This window comes from Myxococcus hansupus, from assembly GCF_000280925.3.
GTDB lineage: Bacteria > Myxococcota > Myxococcia > Myxococcales > Myxococcaceae > Myxococcus > Myxococcus hansupus.
The window spans coordinates 5,663,385-5,682,344 of sequence record NZ_CP012109.1 but is presented as its reverse complement, the minus strand read 5'-3'; the positions used below and the strand labels follow the sequence as shown (position 1 = coordinate 5,682,344).

Below are 18,960 nucleotides of genomic sequence, written 5' to 3'. Positions count from 1 at the left end.
GCACGGCCTCCTGGCCCTGGGGCGTCCATGGAAAGGGGATTCGCTTGCGGGCGCCGGACGGAGTAGGGAGAGGGCACCATGAAGAAGACGCTCCTCCTCCTGTCGCTCGTGGCTGCCCCCGCTCTGGCCGGGGAAGGCAAGTGGACCCCCCAGCAGGTCCTGGAGTTGAGCCCGGCGTGGCTTCGCGCCCAGGGCCTCCAACTGCCCCCCAAGAAGCTCTGGGACCCGAAGCGGGGCACCGGCCTGCTCGCGGGCACGGTGAACGTGGGCGGGTGCTCGGGTTCCTTCATCGCCGAGTCCGGTCTGGTCATCACCAACCACCACTGTGCCTTCGGCGTCATCCAGGAGCACAGCACGCCGCAGCGCGACCTCATCACCCAGGGCTTCCTGGCCTCCAAGCGCGAGGACGAACTGCCCGGCAAGGGCTCACGCGTCCAGGTGCCGCGCAGCTTCACGGACGTGACGAAGGACGTGCTCGCCTCGGTCCCCGAGGGCGCTGACGACGTCGCGCGCTACAAGGCCATCGACCGCAAGGAGAAGGAGCTGGTTGCCGAGTGCGAGAAGCGCCCGGCCACCCGCTGCAAGGTCGTCAGCTTCGACGGCGGCGTGAACTACACGCTGGTGGACGCTGTGGAGCTCATGGACGTGCGGCTCGTCTACGCGCCGCCGCGCGGCGTGGGCGAGTACGGCGGCGACGAGGACAACTGGATGTGGCCGCGCCACACCGGCGACTTCGCCATCCTCCGCGCGTACACCGCGCCGGACGGCACCTCCGCGCCCTTCAGCGAGAAGAACATCCCCTACAAGGCGGAGTTCTTCTTCCCCCTCGCCACCCAGGGCGTGAAGCCCAACGACTTCGTCATGGTGCTGGGCTACCCGGGCGTGACGTTCCGCGCGCTGCTGGCCGAGGAGATGGCGGAGCGCCAGTCGCGTTACTACCCGGCCATCCGCGACGTGCTGGGCGAGGCCATCCGCACCCTGGAGGCGGTCGGGGAGAAGGACGCCGCGGGGAAGATCGCCGTCGCCTCGCAGCTCAAGAGCCTGCACAACGTCCACAAGAACGCGGGCGGTCAGCTCGCGGGCCTGAAGCGTGGCAACATCGTGGAGAAGCAGCGTGAGGCCGAGGCCGCCGTCGCCGTCTGGGCGCAGAAGGGCGGCGCGAAGTGGCAGCCCGCCCTGGAGGCCCGCGCGGCGCTGCTCGTGGAGCAGTCCGCCACGGCGAAGTCCTTCGACCGCGAGTTCCTCCTGGCCGTGGCGCCGCGTCTGGCGCGAGGCCCCGCGGTGGCGACCACGGTGTCCCGCATGGCCGCGGAGCGCGCGAAGCCGGACATGGAGCGCCGCCCGGAGTACATGGAGCGCGAGCACGTCCGCATCAAGGAGCGGCTGGAGCGCGAGCAGAAGAACATCTTCCTCCCCGCGGAGAAGCAGCTCCTGCTCGCCTTCGTGCGGCGCGCGCAGTCCCTGCCCGCGGACGCCCGCATCGCCGCGGTGGACAAGCACTTCGGCAAGACGTTCTCGGAGAAGGACGTCGCTGCGAAGATCGACGCCCTGTACGCCGGCACGAAGCTGCTCACGCAGGATGAGCGCATGAAGATGGCGGGCGAGTCGGTGGGGCAGCTCGAGGCGCGAAAGGATCCGCTGCTCGCGTTCGGCCTGGACCTGGCCCGCGAGCAGGCCGAGCTCGACGAGGTGAAGGACCGCCGCCAGGGCGCCTCGATGCGCCTGCGGCCGGAGTGGCGCAAGGCGGTGCTCGCGCACGCGGGCAAGCCGGTGGCCCCGGACGCCAACGGCACGCTGCGCGTCAGCTTCGCCAAGGTGCAGGGCTACGCGCCTCGCGACGGCGCCATCTACACGCCGCAGACGACGCTGTCGGGCCTGCTGGCCAAGAACACGGGCAAGGAGCCCTTCGACGTCCCGGAGAAGGTGTCCAAGGTGGCGGAGGCGAAGCGCTTCGGCGCGTGGCAGGACACGAAGCTGAAGGACATCCCGGTGAACTTCCTGTCGGACGCGGACACCACCGGCGGCAACTCCGGCAGCCCCACCGTCAACGGCAAGGGCCAGCTCGTCGGCGTCAACTTCGACCGCGTCTGGGAGAACGTGGCCAACGACTTCGGCTACAACCCGGAGGTGGCGCGCAACGTCAACGTGGACGTGCGTTACATCCTCTGGATGCTGGACCAGGTGGAGAACGCGGACGCGCTGCTGCGTGAGCTGGGCGTGCGCAAGGGCGCGCCGGTGGCGGGGGAGACGCGCTGATGTCGGACGCGGCGGGCGGCTCGCCTCCGTTCCCGGTCTTCAAGCCGGAGGAGCGCGTGTGCGGCAACTGCAAGCTGTACAGCCCTCAGTCGGTGGACGAGCGCCGGGGCTGGGTGGGCGCCTGCCGGCTGCACTCGTGGCGCGGACTGTTCCCGCCGTCCGCGCCCATCTGTGACAAGTTTTCGCCTCGGGGGAGCGCGGCCCCCCTGGCGCCGGAACCCGCGCGGACGCGGACGGCGCGCAGCGTGGCGCCGGTGGTGGTGCGGCGCCGCGCGGACCCCAACGACGTGGTGGACCTGGAAGGGCTGAGCATGACGCGTGAAGAGCTGATGGACATCTTCCGGGAGGCGTCCGGCCTGGTGGACGCGCCGCCCCTGGCCAACAAATGGGAAGGCGGCACGATGCGGCTGGTGCCGGCCAACACCGAGCTCCAGCCGAAGGACCTGCCCATCGACAACCTGTTCCACAAAGTCGTCATGGTGCGCGACAGGCTCCGGGTGCTGGAGCAGAAGCTCAACGCGCACCCGAAGCTGTCGGACGCGGAGAAGGTGGAGATGCAGAGCTACATCACCCGCGTGTATGGCTCGCTCACCAGCTTCAATGTCCTCTTCAAGGAGAAGGCGGACCAGTTCGTCGGCTCGAAGAGCGAGGACTGACGCCCGCCTCCGTCAGGGCTGCTGGCCACGCTCCTCCATGAGGGACAGCGTGCGCTGGCGGGCACGGTGAAGGGTGCTCTTCACCGTGCCTTCGGGGATGCGCAGCAGCCGGGCGATTTCCGGGTAGCTCAGGCCGCGCACCTCGCGCAGGTAGAGCACCTGCCGCTGCTGCTCGTTGATGTCCTCCAGGGCCTCTCCGAAGTGGCGCTCCATCTCCGCGCCCACGGCGAGCGCCTCGGGAGACAGCGGCTCCTGGGCCTCGTGGCTCAACCTGTCCCGGCGCTTTCTCGCGCGCAGCCAGTTGATGCTGCTGTTCACCATCACCCGGTGCAGCCAGGTGCTCCAGGCCGCGCGGCCCCCGTAGCCGGGTGAGCGCCGGGCGAGCCGGGCGAAGACGTCCTGCACCACGTCCTCGGCGTCGGCGGTGTCACCGACGATGCGCCGGGCAATGGCCAAGGCGCGAGGACGGTGCTCGGAATACAACTCGGACAGTGGCGGAAGCGCGCATGCCTGCATGGCGGGTTCCCTCCTGACACGCCGGGAGTGGGCGTACAGGGCAAGGAACGAACGAGCTGGCAGAAGGGTCTATCGCCCTTCGGGGCCGAGCTTTGGCGCGCGAGCACTTCCGGTGCGGGGGGCGTCGTTCGGATGACACCCCCACCTCCCTGGAAGGCAGCCTCTACTCCTGCTCGTCCTGCTTCGTGAGGCCCCAATCCTTCAGACGCTTGAAGAGGGTGGAGCGTGCCACGCCCAGCTCGCGGGCCACCCGCTCGCGGTTGTTGTTGTACCGGCGCAGCGCGGCCTCGACGATTTGCCGCTCCAGCTTCTCCAGCATCTGCTCCAGCGTCATGCCCGGCGGCAGCTCCGGCACGGAGATGCCCGTCTCGCGGTTCAGCTCCTGGTCGAAGCTGATGTCGCCCGCGTCGATGAGCGGCCCCTTGCGCAGCAGGAGCGCGCGGTGCACCACGTTGCGCAGCTCGCGGATGTTGCCCGGCCACGCGTGGTGCTGCAGCCGCTCCAAGGCGGCGGGCGTGAAGCGCACCGTCTGTCCCCGCGGGGCGTAGGTGCGCACGAAGTGCTCGGCCAGCGAGCCCAGGTCCGCCTTGCGGCTGCGCAGCGGGGGCAGGTGCAGGGGAATGACGCAGAGCCGGTAGTACAGGTCCTCGCGGAAGCGGCCCTCGCGCGCCGCCGCCAGCAAGTCCCGGTTGGTGGCCGCCACCAGGCGCACGTCCACCGTCATGGGACGGCTGGCGCCCACGCGCTTGATTTCGCCACCCTCCAGCGCGCGCAGCAGCTTCGCCTGCAAGTCGAGCGGCAGCTCGCCAATCTCGTCGAGGAACAACGTGCCGCCGTCGGCTTCCTCGAAGGCGCCCTTGCGCGCGCCCATGGCGCCGGTGAACGAGCCCTTCTCGTGGCCGAACAGCTCGCTCTCGATGAGCTCCTTGGAGATGGCCGCGCAGTTGACGGGGACGAGCGGCCGGTTCGCGCGCTGCGAGCACGCGTGGATGGCGCGGGCCACCAGCTCCTTGCCGGTGCCGGACTCGCCCAGAATCGTCACCGCGGCGGAGGAGGGCGCCACGCGCTCGATGAGCTCCGCCAACTGCCGCACCGACGGGTCTCCGCCGATGATGCCGTGGAAGGACGTGGGCTCCTTGCGCGCCGCCGACGTGGCGGGCTCCAGCACCAGCTCCGTCTCGCCCACGCGCAGCACGGTGGGCAGCGGCACCTCGGCCTCGAAGACGCGCACCGGGCCCAGCCATGTGCCATTCGTGGAGCGCAGGTCCACCACGTGGAAGACGCCGTCGCGCCGGCTCACCTTGAGGTGCCGGCTGGAGGCGAAGCGGTCCTGGAGCACCAAATCGTTGCCCGGGTCCTTGCCCGCGGTGAAGCCTTCGCCGGTGAAGCGGTGCACGGACTCTTGAGCGCCCTGCTTCACGCGAACCTGCGCTGGCTGCCAGCGCGGGGCCTGCGTGTCGCGGGCCTGGACGGAGGTGGTGTGGCCGACCTCCGTGGTGACGTCCGCGCCGTCGCCGCCGCCGCGGAGGCGGAACACCGCGCGCCACTGGCCCAGCGCCAGGTCCGCGCCGTCCGCCAGCTCGCCCTGGGTGATGGACTGGCCGCCCACCGTGGTGCCCTTGCCGGACAGGTCCTCCACGCGGCAGCGCTCACCGTCCCACAGCAGCGCCGCCTGCAGGCGGCTCACCTCGGGGTCGGGGATGGCGACGTCGCTCTGCTCGCCGCGACCGAGCACCAGCCGGGCCCGGTCCACCGCCACCCGCAACACCTCCTCGCCACGACGAAAGAACACCAGCTCCGGCATCCCAACCCTCTTGCGCAGTCCGACCCGTCAGCGCTTTACACGCCCTGGTGTTCGGCTTTCAACCCCGCGCCGGGACGCGGCGCGGGGAGGGCGCGCGGGCCGTCAGCGGCGAGGGAGGAACGTCGGCCGGTTGAGGAAGCCGGCGAGCCGGGCGGCTCGGAAGCTCGGGTCCTTCTTGTCGGGCGGGAGGATGGTGACCCCCGCGCCCAGCATGCCGAGCCGCTTCTGGAACTCCGGGTCCAGCTTGATGTTCACGTCCATGCCGGGCTCGCTGTACTCCAACCGCTTGCCCAGCTTCAGCGTGCCGGTGGCCAGCGCCTCCAGGTCATTGCTCTTCAAGCGCAGCGACTCCACCGTGCCCAGGCCCTTCACGAACTGGATGCGCCCGGTGAGCGCCCCCAGGTCGATGGGCGGCAGGTCCATGGGCACCGCCGAACCGCCGCCCATGGGGATGGCCACCGTGCCGCCCTTGATGGCCAGGCCCTTGGTGTCCAGCGTCAGCTCGCCGTTCGCCTGGGACAGGTCCGCCTGCGCGCCGCTCTTGGGCAGCGTCAGCGCCATGGCGCCGTTCAGCTCGCCATCCATCTCCATGCCGGTGAACTTCGGCAGGTTGCCACCGGACGCCTGGAGCCCGCTCGCCGTCACCTTGACGCGCGTGTCGCCCAGCAGGCCCACGGAGGCGCTCAGCGTGCCACCCATGAGGCTGGCGCGCATCGCGACGCCGGGCGGGAAGAGGGCGGGGCGCAGGGCCACGCTGTCCAGGACCAGCGCCTCGCCCAGCTCCGCGGCGCCGAGCATGCTCCCGCCGCTGATGAGCGACGCCAGCGCGTCCGCGCTCAGCGGCTGCGGCGGCTTGCTCACCTGCACATGGGTGGCGGTGACGCCGGCCAGGCCGGGACGCAGCGAGCCGATGCGCACGGCGAGGCCCGCCTGCGCGGCCTCGGTCACCAGCCGCTTGCGGACCGCGTCGTATGGGAAGGTGATGAGCAGGCCCAGCACGAAGGCCACCACCGCGAAGACGGCGTAGCCAAGGAGGACCTTCCAGCGGGCGGCTTTGGAATCAGAGGCCATGGGTCAGGGCTTCATCCGGTAGGTGGCGACCGTGGTCCACGCCGTCAGCGTGTCCGTCGCGGGTCTCGGCTCGATGCGAAGCAGCTTCACCTTCACCACGCCCGGACCGCTCTCCACCGTCTGGAGGAAGTCCGTCAGCTTGCGCAGGTCCACGTCCGTGAAGGTCAGCTCCACGGCGCTCTCCACGATTTTGCCATCGCCCAGGCCCACCTCGCCCTTGGGCGTCATGTTGGGCACCTGGAGGCCCGCCAGCGTGGCCTTGTCCTCGATGTACGTGATGAGCTGCACGTTGCTGGACGTGAGCTGCTGCTCCACCGACTGCCGGTTGGCCTGCGCCTCGCGGAAGCTGGTGGCCAGCGCGTTCACTTCCTGCAGCTTGGCCAGCTTGTCCTCGGTGCGCTTGCGGTAGCCCGCCGCGCTGTTGCTGAACGTCATCACCACCGCGAAGAGGATGAACACCAGCGCCGCCGCGCCGGCGATGGACACCATGCGCTTCTCGCGGTCGCTGAGCCGGTCGAACCACGTCTGGATGGGGGCGAAGACTTCCTGAAGCTTGGCCATGGTCAGCTCTCCCCACCCTGCTCACCAGGGCATTGCACCTGGACGTCCAGGCGGAAGGACATCTTGCTGCCGTCCCGCGTCTTCTCCACCTTGCCCTGCCGGACGTCCTTGAAGCAGGCGTGGTTCTTGATGGCGTTGGACAGCGTGTCGACCTGCTTCGACGAATCCGTCTCGCCCTCGAGGATGACGCGGCTCAAATCAATCTGGATGCGCGTGAACTTCACCGGCACCTCGTTGGGCACGCGCCCCGTCACCTCCGCCAGCAGGTTGACGGCGGTCATCTTGGGCAGCGCCGCCGCCGGGCTCTCCACGCCCGCGAGCATGTTGAGCGCGCGGTTGTAGTCCTTCTCGCAGCGGCCGAGGATGCGCTGGGTGGTGTCGCAGAGCACCGCGTCCACCTGCGCCTCGCGCCGCGCCAGCACCGAGTTGCGCACCACGCCGAACGCGATGAGCAGCAGGATGAGCGTGGCCGCGAACGACGCCAGCAGGCCCAGCTTGTCCTTCACGTAGTCGAGCTCGCCCTTGAAGCCGAACTCACCCCGGCGGTAGTTGAAGCGCGGGGCGCGCGCGCCCGTCGCGTTGCCGCGCAGGGCCAGCGCGTAGGCCTGGGCCGCCACGGGCTGCTCCGCCGCGGGGACGTTCGGTGACGCGTCCGCCGGCAGGGCCAGCACGCGCACCGGCAGGTTCAAATCCTTGGAGAGCTGCTCGGCGATGCCCGGCAGCTTCGCCGTGCCGCCGCACAGCACCACCGCGCCCACCTGCTGGCGGGTGCGGGCGGTGAACGCCTTGAGGGACGGGCGCAGCTCGCGCAGCAGCGGCTGCAGCCCGCGCACGAAGGCGGACGCCGCGCGCTCCGCGTCCGGACCCTGCGCCGCGCTGGCCACCGCGCCGTGCTGCTCCTTCCAGTGGTGCGCCTCCGCCAGCGACGTCTGGAACTCGGCGGCCAGCGCCTTGCTCAAGTCCCGTCCGCCACCGGAGAAGGTGCGCGCGAACTGGATGCCGGTGCCGGGCGTGCCCACGGCCACGGTGGTGCGCTCGTGGCCAATGTCCACCACCGCCACCGCGCCGCCCTCGCCCTGCCCCTGGAAGAGGCCCGGCTGCTGCTGGAACAGGTTCTGGTAGGCGACGCCCGGGTGCGTGACGATGCGCGGGTCCACCTTGAGCTCGGAGAGCAGCGCGAGCAGCTCCGCCAGCTCCTCCTTGCGGACCACGCCCACCAGCAGCTCGCCGGCCTTGTCCTTGCTGCCCTCCAGGTCCTTCTGGCCGACGACCTGGTAGTCGTAGACGACGTCGGAGATGTCGAAGGGGAGCTGGCTGCCAATCTCGAAGGGCAGCGTCGCCTCGATGCGCTTGGCGTCGGAGAACGGCAGGCTCAGCGAGTGCGTGGTGAGGGCGGGGCCGGGGAGGGCCACGACAATCTGGTCCACGTTGCCCTGCGGGAGCTGGCCGAGCAGCTCCTGCACCGCGCTTCGCAGCGTGTCGGCGCGCTCGCCCTCCTGGGCGCGCCGGACTTCCGCGAACCCGTGGGTGGTGTGCGTCTTCGTCTTCGCCTCCAGCACCACGCCCTTCACGGCGTGACTGCCGAGGTCCAGGCCAAGGATACGGGCCATGCTATTCCTCTCTCCAGTACAGGAGCCGGCCCAGGGTGTCGTCGAGCCGGATGACGGCGGTGAGCGTCTTCTGCACGCTGCCCGCTTCTCCCACAGATTTGATGGTGAACGTCTGACTCTTGTCGCCGACGAGCCGGTTGCCCGCCACGTTGGACTTCACGGCCGGGTCCACGAGGATGCCCGCCGCTTCCACCACCGCGACGAAGTCCTGCACGGACATGCCGAAGAAGCTGAACATGCGCGCGGCGCGGACGCGCTCGATGAGCTCGTTGAGGAACACCGGGTCCCTCAGCCGCGGGTCCGGCCGCGTCTGGTCCGCCACCGACATGATGGCCAGCCCCATCATCACCGGGTCGTCGGTGTTGATGTTGGGCCGGCGGTTGATGTCCGGGTAGACGGTGAGGCGGTCGCGGAACGCCGACATGAACTGGTCGTTGATGCCGTGGACCCGGTACAGCTCGTCCACGCTGTCGAAGCGCGCGTTCTTCGGCTGATAGCTGGGGTCATAACGGCTGTAGGACGACCCTTCATCCGAGAAACCACCCGGCAGCGGATTCACCGGGTCCACCGGGTTGAAGGCCGAGCCCGTCCGGTCGTCGTCCGCCCAGTCCTTGAGCGCCAGGAGGACGTCCTGGGGCGTGCTGCGCACCTTGTTGGCGTCGTCCCGCTCCCAGAGGAACTCGAAGCGCGGGTCGGACATCATGTCCATGAGCCGCAGGGCGGTGGGGCGCGCGTCTCCCGCGCCGGCGATGAGGCGGTGGACGTTGAGCTTCTCCTCCTCGTCGGTGATGGTCGCCAGGAAGCAGCCCTCGAAGCCACCGAAGGAGCGCATGGTCATCTGCGAGGCCACCTCGCGCGCTGCCGGGTCCTGTTCTTCGTCCAGCTTGAAGTTGTCGTCCTGTGAGGGCGCCAGCGCGGACATCTCGCCGCCGCCGTCGTTCTTCACCAGCCCCCGGAGCATGTGGCAGTCCACGCGCGCCATCTTGAAGAGCTGGATGTTGAGCGAGGAGGGCTGCACCTGGCCGGCCTGCGGCGTGCCGCCAATGCCCAGCCCCGCCAGGAGGCTCGCCGGGTTGGGGATGGGCGTCTGGTCCACCTGCTTCTGGAAGCGCAGCAGCAGCCGGGACAGGGCGATGCCCGAGCGCGCCATGTAATAGGCGCGGACCTCGTCCCGCTGGTTCGCCGCGAGCTGCAGGTCCACGCGGCTGTTGTACGCGAAGTCGGTGGCAATCACCGTCAGGATGGCGATGGACACCACCGCGATGATGAGCGCCACGCCGCGCGAGCCCCGTGTCCGCCGCGCCGCGGGGGAGAGGGGGCCGCGCCGCCGGGGCGTCTGTCGGAAGAAGGGGAGGGGCATGGCTCAGTACCTCGGCAGCTCGGTGTTGAGCATGATTCGGGCCTGGGTGACGTAACGGGCCTCCTTGCCGGTTTCGTCCACGGCCACCACCGTCACGCGCACCCGGGTGGGCAGAATCGTCTTCCGCTCCGAGCGCCGGGTGTCCCACTCGTCATCCCATTCCTTCTTGTCCGAATCCCAGTAGGCGAACTCCAGCTCCTTCACGCCTTCGAAGAGCACGTCCACATGGCCGCCCTCTTCCATGCGCTCGTCGATGTTCGCGTTGACGCGCCGCTTGAGGTCCAGTCGGCCGTTGGCCTGCCGGTCCGCCGCCGCCTCCACGAAGTACTCGACGATGGCCTGGTCGGACTCCTTCACGTCCGTGTACAGGCGCTGGTGCGCGAACGTGGTGAACAGCAGCCGGTCGCGCTTGCCCACGAAGTTGGTGGGCCGGTCGTTCTGGTCCCGGAAGCGCGTGGTGTCGTACCGGTCGCTGACGAAGGCGGAGCCAATCTCGCGGCCCATGCGGTTCATGGCCACCCGCACCTGGCGGTAGCGGTCCGCGTCCACCTCCACCGTCTCCTTCGCCGTCAGGCCCGTCTGGAAGGCCATGGCGACCACCGTGCCCATGAGCGCGGTGATGGCCACGGCGACCATGACCTCCATCAACGTGAAGCCTCGCGTGTGGCGGCGCATCATTGGTTCCTCTGTCCGCCCAGCGGGTTCATGCCGATGTTGCCGCCGCCCCGGCGGCTGTTGATGTCCTGCTGCGCGTCACCCATGCGGCGCAAAGGCTGCCCCGTCGCGGGGTCCAGCATGATGCCGTTGGGGCCGGGCCGGGGGTTGGGCACGGGCCGTCCGTCCTGCGTCACCCACACGTTGTCGGAGCCGCCACCCTGCGCCGCGGCGGCGCCGCCGTTGCGGTCCGAGCCCGGGCCGAGCGACACCACGTGTGTCACCAGGTCGATGCTCTCCACCTGGGTGCCTTCCTGCCAGTAGACGGTGAGGTGCACCTCGCGGACCGTCTGGGTGATCTGCTCGATCATCTGCGTGAACATGGGCTGCGCCATGCCCATGGCCGCGCCGCCCATGCCGCCCAGCCCCGCGGCCTGGGGCCCACCGGCAGCCGCGCCGTCCTTACCACCCGCGCCGCCGCCGAAGAGCCCCGCGATGCCAGCCAGCGGATCTCCCCCGGAGTTGTCGCCAATGGGCAGGTTGAAGATGGCGCCGATGAGCTGCTCGGGCGTCACGCCCTCCGCCTTGGGGGCGATGATGCGCGCGCGCCACTTGAACTGCGTCCAGCCCTCGTCGGAGAAGTCCCCGGACTCCTCCTTGTCATCCAGGCTGAAGCCGTCGTCGTAGAGGTCCTGCTCCAGGTCCGTCATCTTCGAGCGGGCCAGCAGCGACGCCACGGTGAGGCGCTTGGTGTAGACGTGGTTGGACACCGCGCCGGCGTTGAGGTCGAAGATGGCCATCAGCGCCAGCCCGAGGATGGCGAGCGCCACCACCACCTCCAACAGCGTGAACCCGCGGTTGCGCTTCATCGCGGCACCTCCAGCGCCTCGGCGACGATGTTCACCTTGCCGGTGAGGGGTGACACGTCCAGCGTCCAGACGTTGTCTCCCTGCTGCACGTACACGTAGGCCTTCTCCGTGTAGCCCTGCGGGAAGAAGTAGAGGTACGCCACGCCGCTCTCCACCGGCTCACGCTGGTTGCGCGTCCACACGGACACCTTCACGTCCGGGGGCAACTGGCGCGAGGGGACCTCCTCGGACGTGTACGCGGAGTATCGGGACGCGTTCTCCACGCGCAGCTTTTCGCCCTCCAGCAGCTCCTGGGCGCTGGGCGCGTTGGTGCCAATGCCGCCCGACGACAGGTAGTTGCGCCGCTCGTCGCGCCCGCTGCCCTTGTTGCGCGCCGCGCGCTCGCGCTCGGTGTTGTCCGCGCGGAGCATCTCGTCGCGGTCGCGCGAGGTGGTGATGCCGCCCTCGGCGCATTCGGCGTGGTAGCGCGTGGGCTCCTCGCTCTTGGGGTCGGGAATCTCGAACACCAGGCGGCACGTCTGGCCGCGCAGCGCCGCCGAGTCGTAGAGCGAGCGGATGAGGCCCGCCAGTTCACCCGCGCTGCCCTTGGCCTTCGCGCCGGTGATGGAGCCAATGCCCATCACCGCCGCGGAGAACAGGATGGCGACGATGATGATGGCGATGGAGATTTCGATGAGCGTCAGGCCGCGCTGCGCGCGCCGCGAGCGGGGAAGGCGGCTCATGGCTGGTCCCACCCCGCGGCCAGCACGCCGCCGCTGCTCAGGTCCGCGTCGAGCCCGCTGCCGCCCGGCTTGCCATCCGCGCCGTAGGAGACGACCGCGCCCGCCTCGCCGTTCATCCAGTACACGTACGGGTGGCCCCAGGGGTCCTCCGGCACGCGGTCCAGGATGCGGGCCTGGATGAGCGGGGTGAAGCCCTCTTCCTTCGAGGGGAAGCGGCCCATCAGCCGGTGGTGGGACTTGAACATGCCCTCCAGCTTGCGGATGTCCGTGCGGGCCCGGCGCTGGGAGGTTTCCAGCGTCCGGTCCTCCGTCACGTAGACGAGAGTGAAGGCGAGCCCCGTGGCGGCCAGGAAGACGGAGACCAGGAGGAACCGCCCCAGGCGCTGGCGGCGGTTCGTCCCCTCGGTCGTCGAGGGCGTCGGGGATGCATTGGCGTCGTGCTCGTTCATGCCCAAGCCCTGTCAACGCGTGGCGCGCGCGACTTCTTCGCTACTTCCTGGCGGAGCCCGCCGTGTCCGCGGACGAAATGTCCGCGTCGTTGCCCTCGCCACCGGACGCGCCGTCCGCGCCGTAGGAGATGATGACGGGCTTGCCGCCCTCGTTGATGTACACGTAGTCGTTGTTCCAGGGGTCCTTGGGCATCTGCTCGAGCGCCTGCGCCTCCACCAGCGCCTGCAGGCCCGAGGCCGTGTCCGGGTACTTCCCCTTCTTCGTGTAGTAGAGCTTCATCGCGCCCTGGATGTTCTTGATGTCCAGCGCGGCGCGGTCCCTGCGCGCGGCCTCGAGCTGCGGGATGACGGCCACACCCACCGCGGCGGCGATGAGGCCGAGGATGGTGATGACCACCATGATTTCGATGAGCGTCATGCCGCGGTTGCGGCGCTGCTTCCTCTGCTGCTTCTGGCTCTGGCGCATGTGTGTCCTCTCCATCCTGGGTGACTTTCTGGCAGGCCACCCTCGGGTTCTCATGTCTTCTTGTCAGGGCGTCCGGACGCTGTCCGACGCCCCGGTGGGCGGGCGCGGCTGCTGGGGACCGTACAGACGGGCTCCCACGGTGAGCAGCGCCGCCGCCATGGCGACCATGGCCGCCAGGGTGACGCGCTGAATCCAACGGTCCGCCATGTCGTTCATCATTCCACCGCACCTCACCGGATGGCCGAGTTCACCTGCAGAATCGGCATCAGGATGGAGAGCGCGACGAATGCAATCACCGCGCCCATCACCACGATGAGGAGGGGCTCGAGCAGCGAGGTGAGGGCGCTGATGCGCACGTTCACCTGCGTCTCGTAGTTGTCCGCCACGCTGGTGAGCATCTCCTCCAACTGGCCGGAGCGCTCGCCAATGGCGACCATGTGGTACACCAGCGGCGGGAACTCCCCGGAGCGCTTCAGCGGGTTGGCGATGCTTTCGCCCTCGCGGATGGAGTCGCGGGCCTTCTCCACCACTTCGGCCAGCACGGTGTTCGTCATGATGGCCTTGACGATGTCCATGGCGGCCAGCAGCGGGACGCCGCTCTTGAGCAGCGTGGACAGCGTCCGGGCGAAGCGGGAGATGGACAGCAGGCGCACCAGGTTGCCCACCACGGGGGCCTTGAGCGTGAAGCGGTCCCACTTCGGCTTGCCGGAGGCGCTCTTCGTCCAGCGGATGAAGAGCATGACGGCGACGACCATCGCCGGCATCAGCAGGAACCACCAGGCCTGGAAGAAGTTGCTGGAGGCGATGAGGATGCGCGTGCTGAGCGGCAGCGTGGCCTTCATCGTCTCGAAAATCTTCGTCACCTTCGGCACCACGAAGACCATGAGGGCCACGAGGATGCCGCCGCCCACCAGCATCATGATGGCGGGGTAGAGCATGGTGCTGAGAATCTTCTGCTGCAGCCGGGCCTGGTTCTCCGTGAAGTCCGCCAGGCGCGTGAGCACCGCGTCCAGCGCGCCCGAGGCCTCGCCCGCGCGCACCATGTTCACGTAGATGCTGGGGAAGATTTTGGGGTGCTGGCCCAGGGCGTCCGCCAGGGACGAGCCTTCATTCACGCGCTGCTTGATGTCGGAGAGGGCGCGCTTGAAGCGCTCCTTCTCCACCTGGTCCACCAGCGCGCTGAGCGACTCCACCAGCGTGACGCCCGCGCCCAGCAGCGTGGAGAGCTGCCGGGTGAAGATGGCCACGTCGTCCGTGTTGACGCGGCCGCGGCCCAGCTTGCGCAGGTCGATGTCGCGCGCCGCCAGCGCGGCGTTGGCGCCCTTGGACACGGCGGAGCGGCTGCCCTCGGCCTGGGCGAGCACGTCGGTGAGGAAGATGCCGTCGGCGCGCAGCTTGGACCGCAGCGTCTTGGGCGAGTCCGCCTCGAGCAAGCCCTTGATCTGCTTGCCCGCGGAATTGAGACCTCTGTACTCGAAGACCGGCATGGTTCAGGAACCCCGGCTCCTCGCAGGGAGGAGCTGTCGGCTACATGTCCTCCTGAGTGATGCTGAGCACCTCGGCGATGGTGGTCTCGCCCAGGGCAATCTTGCGCGCGCCGTCATCCAGCAGCGTCGTCATGCCCTTGGACGTGGCCGACCGCTTGATGGTCGAGGCGTCCACGTTCTTCAGCACCAACTGGCGCACGTCGTCATCCACGGGCAGGAACTCGTAGATGCCGGTACGGCCGCGGTAGCCATTGCGGTTGCAGGAGGGGCAACCGGTGGCCTTGTAGATGCGGTCCACACCGTAGCGTTGCTTGAACGAGGCCCGGTTGTGGCCCAATTCCTTGAGCTCCGCGTCGGTGGGGTCGAAGAGCACGCGGCAGTCCGGGCACACGCGGCGCACCAGGCGCTGGGCCAGGATGCCGGTGAGCGAGGACGCCACGAGGAAGGGCTCCACGCCCATGTCCACCAGACGCGTCACGGCGCCGGCGGCGTCGTTGGTGTGCACCGTGGACAGCACGAGGTGACCCGTGAGCGACGCCTGGATGGCGATTTCGGCCGTCTCCTTGTCGCGAATCTCGCCGACCATGATGACGTCCGGGTCCTGGCGGAGGAAGGAGCGCAGGCCCTGGGCGAAGGAGAGTCCAATCTTCGGGTTGATGGCCATCTGGCCAATGCCCTTGAGCTGGTACTCGACCGGGTCCTCGACGGTGAGGATGTTGAGGTCCGGCGTATTGATTTTCGACAGGGCGCCGTAGAGCGTCGTCGTCTTGCCGGAGCCGGTGGGGCCCGTCACCAGCACGATGCCGTGCGAGCGCTTGATGACGGCTTCCATCGACTCGAGCGTCTTCTGGCCCATGCCGATTTCGGCCAGGTCCAGCAGCGTCGCCGTCTTGTCCAACAGACGCATGACGATGCGCTCGCCGTGCGACGTGGGGATGGTGGACAGACGGATGTCGATGTCGCGGCCGGCCAGCTTGATGCGGATGCGGCCGTCCTGCGGCAGGCGCTTCTCGGCGATGTTCAACTGCCCCATCACCTTCACGCGGCTGACGATGGCGTTCTGGTACCGCTTGGGCGGCTTGATGACCTCCTGCAGCACACCGTCCACGCGGAAGCGCACCATCAGCTCGCGCTCCATCGGCTCGATGTGGATATCGCTCGCGCGCTCCTTGGCGGCGCGGAACAACACGGAGTTCACCAGCCGGATGACGGGGGCCTCGTCGTCCTCGTCGAGCAGGTCCTTGGGCTCGTCCAGCTCGTGGGCGATGGCGTCCAGGTCCTGCGTTTCCATCTCGTCCACGAGCTGCTCCGTCTCATTGACGGAGCGGTCGTAGACGCTGTTGATGGCGTCGGTGATGGTGGAGGCCAGGGCGATGCGCTGGCTGACGCTGGTGCCCAGGAGCACGCGCACGTGGTCCAGCGCGCCGGTGTCCAGCGGATCCGCCACGGCCACCGCCACCGAATCCCCCTCCATGAACAGCGGGAGGATGTGGGACTGGCGGGCGAAGTTGATGGGGATGCGCTTGACCAGCTCCGCGTCCACCTCTTCGGTGAAGATGCGCGCCAGGTAGGGCAGGTCCAACTGGTGGCCCAGGGCCTTGGCCACGTCCTCTTCGGAGACCGCCTTCAGCCCCACCAGCGCCTCTCCGATGCGCTGCCCCTTCTCCTCCTGGACGGCGAGCGCCTCCTGGAGCTTCTCCTCGGTGAGCGAGGGGACGATGGCGCGCAGGATTTCACCCAGCAGCCGGCCACACAGGTAGGCCTGGCCATGGGAGATGAGCTGCGTGGCGTCGTTGCGCGGGGAGGCCGCGCCGGGCGCGGCGCTCGAGAGGGTGGGGTCGGCGGTAAGGTTCATGGCGTCTGGTCCCCAACGTCCGGCTGGATGCGCAGGCGCTCGACATCACCCTCCTGCGGGACCTGGATGGCCTCGGGAGGGGGCTGCTCGAAGTTCTGCGGTGCGGGCGCGGCGGGCACTGGTTCTTCCGAACCATCCGGAGGCGGCATGCCTTCCCGCACCGCGGGTCCACCCTGATACACGTCGGTCGCGGGCGCCTGCCGCTGGTTCGAGGGCACGGCCCCCGGGCTGCTCGACGAGGGAGACGTGGGCGTGATGACGCGCTCGCCCGCGGTCCCCGGGCCGCCGTTCTCCGCGCGGTTCTCCTCCTGCGTCACCTTCTGGCCCATGCGCGACAGCGGGCCGGGCTTGCGGGTGAAGTCCACCGCCACGTCGTACCCGGGAACCTGGCCGTAGAACTGCTCCACGAACTGCTGACGCTCCTTCATCTTGCGCTCGAAGATGACGCGGAAGTCCTCCGGCCCACGGATGATGTAGGGCGTCAGGAAGAGCAGCAGGTTCGTCTTCGTCTTGCGGCGCGTGGTGTCGCGGAAGAAGTGGCCGAGCAGGGGGATGTCACCCAGCAGGGGCACCTTGGAGACGCTCTCCAGCGTGCGGTCCTGCATGATGCCGCCAATCACCAGCGTCTCCTGGTCCCGGGCGATGACCGTCGTCTTCGCGCTGCGGCGGGACGTCGTCGGGCCGAGCACCGGGTCGCTGGACGCGATTTCCTCCGTCTGCTGATTGATGACCAGGCGGATGTAGTCGCTCTCGTTGATCTGCGGCTTCACCGTCAGCTTCAACTCCACGTTCTGACGGGTGATGGGCGCGAAGAACGAGCCGAGTCCCAGACCGCCGCCCAGACCGCCCAGGCCGCCCAGCAGGCCACCCGCGCCGCCGCCCGCACCGCCACCCAGGCCGCCGGCCAGGCCGCCCAGCGCGGACGGGGCGAAGCCGGACTGGAAGGGCACGTTCTGGCCCACCGTGATTTCCGCTTCCTCGTTGTCGCTGGTGAGGATGTGCGGCGTGGAGAGCACGTTCACGTCGGAGCTCTGCTGCATGGCGTGCAGCACCACGCCGAAGGCCGGGATGCCCAGCCGCTCCAGCGCGGGGATGGCGGGGCCCTGGATACCGGCGAGGAAGCCGCCGTACGAGGCCAGGCTGGTGAGCGACAGCGAGGGCGGCAGACCGTTGCCGGAGGTGTTGGTGCCGATGAGGCCGGGCACCGGGCCGTTCTCCGTGCTCAGGCTGAAGCCGCTGTGGAGGTTCATGCCGAGCCGCGCGTTGCGGTCCAGGTTGACCTCCATGATGACGGCCTCCACGAACACCTGGCGGCGCGGCTTGTCGAGCTGCTGGATGACCTGGACGATGTTCTTGTAGTCCGCCGCGCTGGCGACGATGACCAGCGAGTTGCTGCCCTTGTCGGCCGAAATCTTCACCTCGCCGCTGAACAGCTCGGCGGCCTGCGTGGTGGCGACGCCGCCCGGCGCGCCCGGAGGACGCTGCGGCGTGGGCGTGCGGCCACGGGGGGCGCCGCTGCCGGTGCCCTGGGCCAGCGACTGGAGCGTGCTGGCCAGCTCCTCCGAGTTCGCGTTCTCCAGGTAGTAGACGTTGATGCGCCCGCCACCGCTGGTGGGGATGTCAATCTGCCCGACGATGTCCTGGATGCGGCCGAAGGCCGCGGGGCTGGCGACAATGATGAGCTTGTTGGTGCGCTCGTCCGGGATGATCTGCGACAGCGTCACCGGACCGCCCGAGGAGCCTTCCTGGCCCGGGCCCGCCTGGGCCGGCGGCTGCGGCGTGCCGGCGGGGTTCACGTTGCGGCCCGCGGGCTGGCCGGGACGCGCGCCACCCTTCGCCTCGAAGAGGCGCTGCACCGTGTTGGCCACGTCCTGCGCGGAGGCGTACTGCACCTGGATGATGCGCATCTCGTCGCTGGCCGCGCGCGTATCCAACTGGTGGATGATGCGCTCCAGGCGGTGGATGTTGGAGCCCACGTCGTTGACGATGATGGTGTCCGGCGGATACGGGATGGTGTCGCCGTCCTTGGACACCAACTGCTGGAGCACGCCGCGCAGCGGCTCCACTTCCACGTTCTGCACGCGGAACAGCTTCGTCACCATCTGCTCGTTCGTCGTGTACGGCTCGCCGTCCTCGACGATGGTCGGAATGGGGTTCTGCTTCGCCGAGCGCTTGTCGACGATCTTCATGAACCGGCCGTACTGGTAGACGGCGAGCCCGTTGGCGTCGAGCGAGGCGAGGAAGGCGGAGTAGAAGGCGTCCGCGTTGACCTCCACCCGGCCATTCTCGGGGCCGATGATGGAGATCTTCCCGCGCACGTTCTCCGGAAGGATGAAGGTGCGGCAGGTGGCGTCCGCCACCGTCTGGACCAGCTTTTCGATCTCCACCTTGTCGAAGTAGATGCCGTAGCGGGCATTGCGCCGGGCCTCTTCGCACGTGGGCGTCGTGCGGCGGGAACCCGCGTTGGCCCCGTTGTCGCCAGTGGCGCCAGAGGCCTGAGGGGTGATCGTCCGCTCGCCGGGGTTACCGGTGGGCGGTGAGCGACGCTGCGCCTGCGCGGGAATGGCGAACGCGAGGCACAGGCAGAGCATCCAGGACGGGAGCGTCTTCATGGAGGAGCGGGC

Annotated in this window: 17 protein-coding genes; 2 read left to right on the top strand and 15 right to left on the bottom strand. The window is 69.1% G+C overall.

Annotated elements, in window-relative coordinates:
* Window positions 1-78 precede the first annotated feature (78 nt).
* Together A176_RS21950 and A176_RS21945 are read left to right on the top strand one after the other, a co-directional pair.
* Window positions 79-2,256 carry a S46 family peptidase gene (locus A176_RS21950; RefSeq protein ID WP_002638995.1) on the top strand — a complete coding sequence of 726 codons (2,178 nt, stop codon included), beginning with the start codon at window positions 79-81 and terminating at the stop codon, window positions 2,254-2,256.
* Window positions 2,256-2,912 carry a hypothetical protein gene (locus A176_RS21945; RefSeq protein ID WP_002638996.1) on the top strand — a complete coding sequence of 219 codons (657 nt, stop codon included), beginning with the start codon at window positions 2,256-2,258 and terminating at the stop codon, window positions 2,910-2,912. Before A176_RS21950 ends, A176_RS21945 begins: the two co-directional genes overlap by 1 nt.
* Before the next feature lie 12 nt (window positions 2,913-2,924).
* Here A176_RS21945 and A176_RS21940 read toward each other — a convergent pair whose 3' ends face one another.
* The 15 genes from A176_RS21940 to gspD form a co-directional block, all read right to left on the bottom strand.
* The gene (locus A176_RS21940) at window positions 2,925-3,428 is read right to left on the bottom strand and encodes an RNA polymerase sigma factor (RefSeq protein ID WP_002638997.1); all 504 of its coding nucleotides are present in this window, start codon (window positions 3,426-3,428) and stop codon (window positions 2,925-2,927) included.
* A gap of 163 nt (window positions 3,429-3,591) precedes the next feature.
* Window positions 3,592-5,232 carry a sigma-54-dependent Fis family transcriptional regulator gene (locus A176_RS21935; RefSeq protein WP_002638998.1) on the bottom strand — a complete coding sequence of 547 codons (1,641 nt, stop codon included), beginning with the start codon at window positions 5,230-5,232 and terminating at the stop codon, window positions 3,592-3,594.
* Between the two features lie 102 nt (window positions 5,233-5,334).
* Window positions 5,335-6,303 (bottom strand): type II secretion system protein GspN, encoded by a 969-nt coding sequence (gspN, locus tag A176_RS21930; RefSeq protein WP_002638999.1) that lies wholly within the window; start codon window positions 6,301-6,303, stop codon window positions 5,335-5,337.
* A 3-nt stretch (window positions 6,304-6,306) separates the two neighbouring features.
* The gene (gspM, locus tag A176_RS21925; protein WP_002639000.1) at window positions 6,307-6,864 is read right to left on the bottom strand and encodes a type II secretion system protein GspM; all 558 of its coding nucleotides are present in this window, start codon (window positions 6,862-6,864) and stop codon (window positions 6,307-6,309) included.
* A gap of 2 nt (window positions 6,865-6,866) precedes the next feature.
* Window positions 6,867-8,474, bottom strand: a complete 1,608-nt coding sequence (gene pilM, locus A176_RS21920; protein ID WP_002639001.1) for a pilus assembly protein PilM — start codon at window positions 8,472-8,474, stop codon at window positions 6,867-6,869.
* 1 nt (window position 8,475) lies between these two features.
* A complete protein-coding gene (locus A176_RS21915) occupies window positions 8,476-9,834 on the bottom strand; it encodes a type II secretion system minor pseudopilin (protein WP_002639002.1) in 1,359 nt (452 codons plus the stop codon).
* Between the two features lie 3 nt (window positions 9,835-9,837).
* The gene (locus tag A176_RS21910; protein ID WP_002639003.1) at window positions 9,838-10,509 is read right to left on the bottom strand and encodes a type II secretion system protein GspJ; all 672 of its coding nucleotides are present in this window, start codon (window positions 10,507-10,509) and stop codon (window positions 9,838-9,840) included.
* A complete protein-coding gene (locus tag A176_RS21905) occupies window positions 10,509-11,357 on the bottom strand; it encodes a type IV pilus modification PilV family protein (protein ID WP_002639004.1) in 849 nt (282 codons plus the stop codon). The genes A176_RS21910 and A176_RS21905 overlap by 1 nt, the downstream gene beginning before the upstream one ends.
* Window positions 11,354-12,079 carry a prepilin-type N-terminal cleavage/methylation domain-containing protein gene (locus tag A176_RS21900; RefSeq protein ID WP_002639005.1) on the bottom strand — a complete coding sequence of 242 codons (726 nt, stop codon included), beginning with the start codon at window positions 12,077-12,079 and terminating at the stop codon, window positions 11,354-11,356. The genes A176_RS21905 and A176_RS21900 overlap by 4 nt, the downstream gene beginning before the upstream one ends.
* The gene (locus tag A176_RS21895; RefSeq protein ID WP_002639006.1) at window positions 12,076-12,528 is read right to left on the bottom strand and encodes a type II secretion system protein GspG; all 453 of its coding nucleotides are present in this window, start codon (window positions 12,526-12,528) and stop codon (window positions 12,076-12,078) included. Before A176_RS21895 ends, A176_RS21900 begins: the two co-directional genes overlap by 4 nt.
* Before the next feature lie 40 nt (window positions 12,529-12,568).
* Complete coding sequence (gene gspG, locus A176_RS21890; protein WP_002639007.1) at window positions 12,569-12,994, bottom strand: type II secretion system major pseudopilin GspG; 426 nt, start codon at window positions 12,992-12,994, stop codon at window positions 12,569-12,571.
* 63 nt (window positions 12,995-13,057) lie between these two features.
* The gene (locus tag A176_RS39225) at window positions 13,058-13,213 is read right to left on the bottom strand and encodes a hypothetical protein (protein WP_002639008.1); all 156 of its coding nucleotides are present in this window, start codon (window positions 13,211-13,213) and stop codon (window positions 13,058-13,060) included.
* 11 nt (window positions 13,214-13,224) lie between these two features.
* Window positions 13,225-14,481 carry a type II secretion system inner membrane protein GspF gene (gene gspF / locus A176_RS21885; RefSeq protein ID WP_002639009.1) on the bottom strand — a complete coding sequence of 419 codons (1,257 nt, stop codon included), beginning with the start codon at window positions 14,479-14,481 and terminating at the stop codon, window positions 13,225-13,227.
* 40 nt (window positions 14,482-14,521) lie between these two features.
* The gene (gene gspE, locus A176_RS21880; RefSeq protein WP_002639010.1) at window positions 14,522-16,336 is read right to left on the bottom strand and encodes a type II secretion system ATPase GspE; all 1,815 of its coding nucleotides are present in this window, start codon (window positions 16,334-16,336) and stop codon (window positions 14,522-14,524) included.
* Window positions 16,333-18,948 carry a type II secretion system secretin GspD gene (gspD, locus tag A176_RS21875; RefSeq protein WP_002639011.1) on the bottom strand — a complete coding sequence of 872 codons (2,616 nt, stop codon included), beginning with the start codon at window positions 18,946-18,948 and terminating at the stop codon, window positions 16,333-16,335. Before gspD ends, gspE begins: the two co-directional genes overlap by 4 nt.
* Window positions 18,949-18,960 lie beyond the last annotated feature (12 nt).

Excerpts from the sequence above, each read along its gene's own strand:
- gspE (WP_002639010.1), bottom strand. The coding sequence starts at position 16,336 with ATGAACCTTACCGCCGACCCCACCCTCTCGAGCGCCGCGCCCGGCGCG.
- A176_RS21915 (WP_002639002.1), bottom strand. The coding sequence starts at position 9,834 with ATGCCCCTCCCCTTCTTCCGACAGACGCCCCGGCGGCGCGGCCCCCTC.
- A176_RS21910 (WP_002639003.1), bottom strand. The coding sequence starts at position 10,509 with ATGCGCCGCCACACGCGAGGCTTCACGTTGATGGAGGTCATGGTCGCC.
- A176_RS21935 (WP_002638998.1), bottom strand. The coding sequence starts at position 5,232 with ATGCCGGAGCTGGTGTTCTTTCGTCGTGGCGAGGAGGTGTTGCGGGTG.
- gspD (WP_002639011.1), bottom strand. The coding sequence starts at position 18,948 with ATGAAGACGCTCCCGTCCTGGATGCTCTGCCTGTGCCTCGCGTTCGCC.
- A176_RS39225 (WP_002639008.1), bottom strand. The coding sequence starts at position 13,213 with ATGATGAACGACATGGCGGACCGTTGGATTCAGCGCGTCACCCTGGCG.
- gspM (WP_002639000.1), bottom strand. The coding sequence starts at position 6,864 with ATGGCCAAGCTTCAGGAAGTCTTCGCCCCCATCCAGACGTGGTTCGAC.
- pilM (WP_002639001.1), bottom strand. The coding sequence starts at position 8,474 with ATGGCCCGTATCCTTGGCCTGGACCTCGGCAGTCACGCCGTGAAGGGC.
- A176_RS21950 (WP_002638995.1), top strand. The coding sequence starts at position 79 with ATGAAGAAGACGCTCCTCCTCCTGTCGCTCGTGGCTGCCCCCGCTCTG.
- A176_RS21945 (WP_002638996.1), top strand. The coding sequence starts at position 2,256 with ATGTCGGACGCGGCGGGCGGCTCGCCTCCGTTCCCGGTCTTCAAGCCG.
- gspG (WP_002639007.1), bottom strand. The coding sequence starts at position 12,994 with ATGCGCCAGAGCCAGAAGCAGCAGAGGAAGCAGCGCCGCAACCGCGGC.
- A176_RS21900 (WP_002639005.1), bottom strand. The coding sequence starts at position 12,079 with ATGAGCCGCCTTCCCCGCTCGCGGCGCGCGCAGCGCGGCCTGACGCTC.
- A176_RS21895 (WP_002639006.1), bottom strand. The coding sequence starts at position 12,528 with ATGAACGAGCACGACGCCAATGCATCCCCGACGCCCTCGACGACCGAG.
- gspN (WP_002638999.1), bottom strand. The coding sequence starts at position 6,303 with ATGGCCTCTGATTCCAAAGCCGCCCGCTGGAAGGTCCTCCTTGGCTAC.
- A176_RS21905 (WP_002639004.1), bottom strand. The coding sequence starts at position 11,357 with ATGAAGCGCAACCGCGGGTTCACGCTGTTGGAGGTGGTGGTGGCGCTC.
- gspF (WP_002639009.1), bottom strand. The coding sequence starts at position 14,481 with ATGCCGGTCTTCGAGTACAGAGGTCTCAATTCCGCGGGCAAGCAGATC.
- A176_RS21940 (WP_002638997.1), bottom strand. The coding sequence starts at position 3,428 with ATGCAGGCATGCGCGCTTCCGCCACTGTCCGAGTTGTATTCCGAGCAC.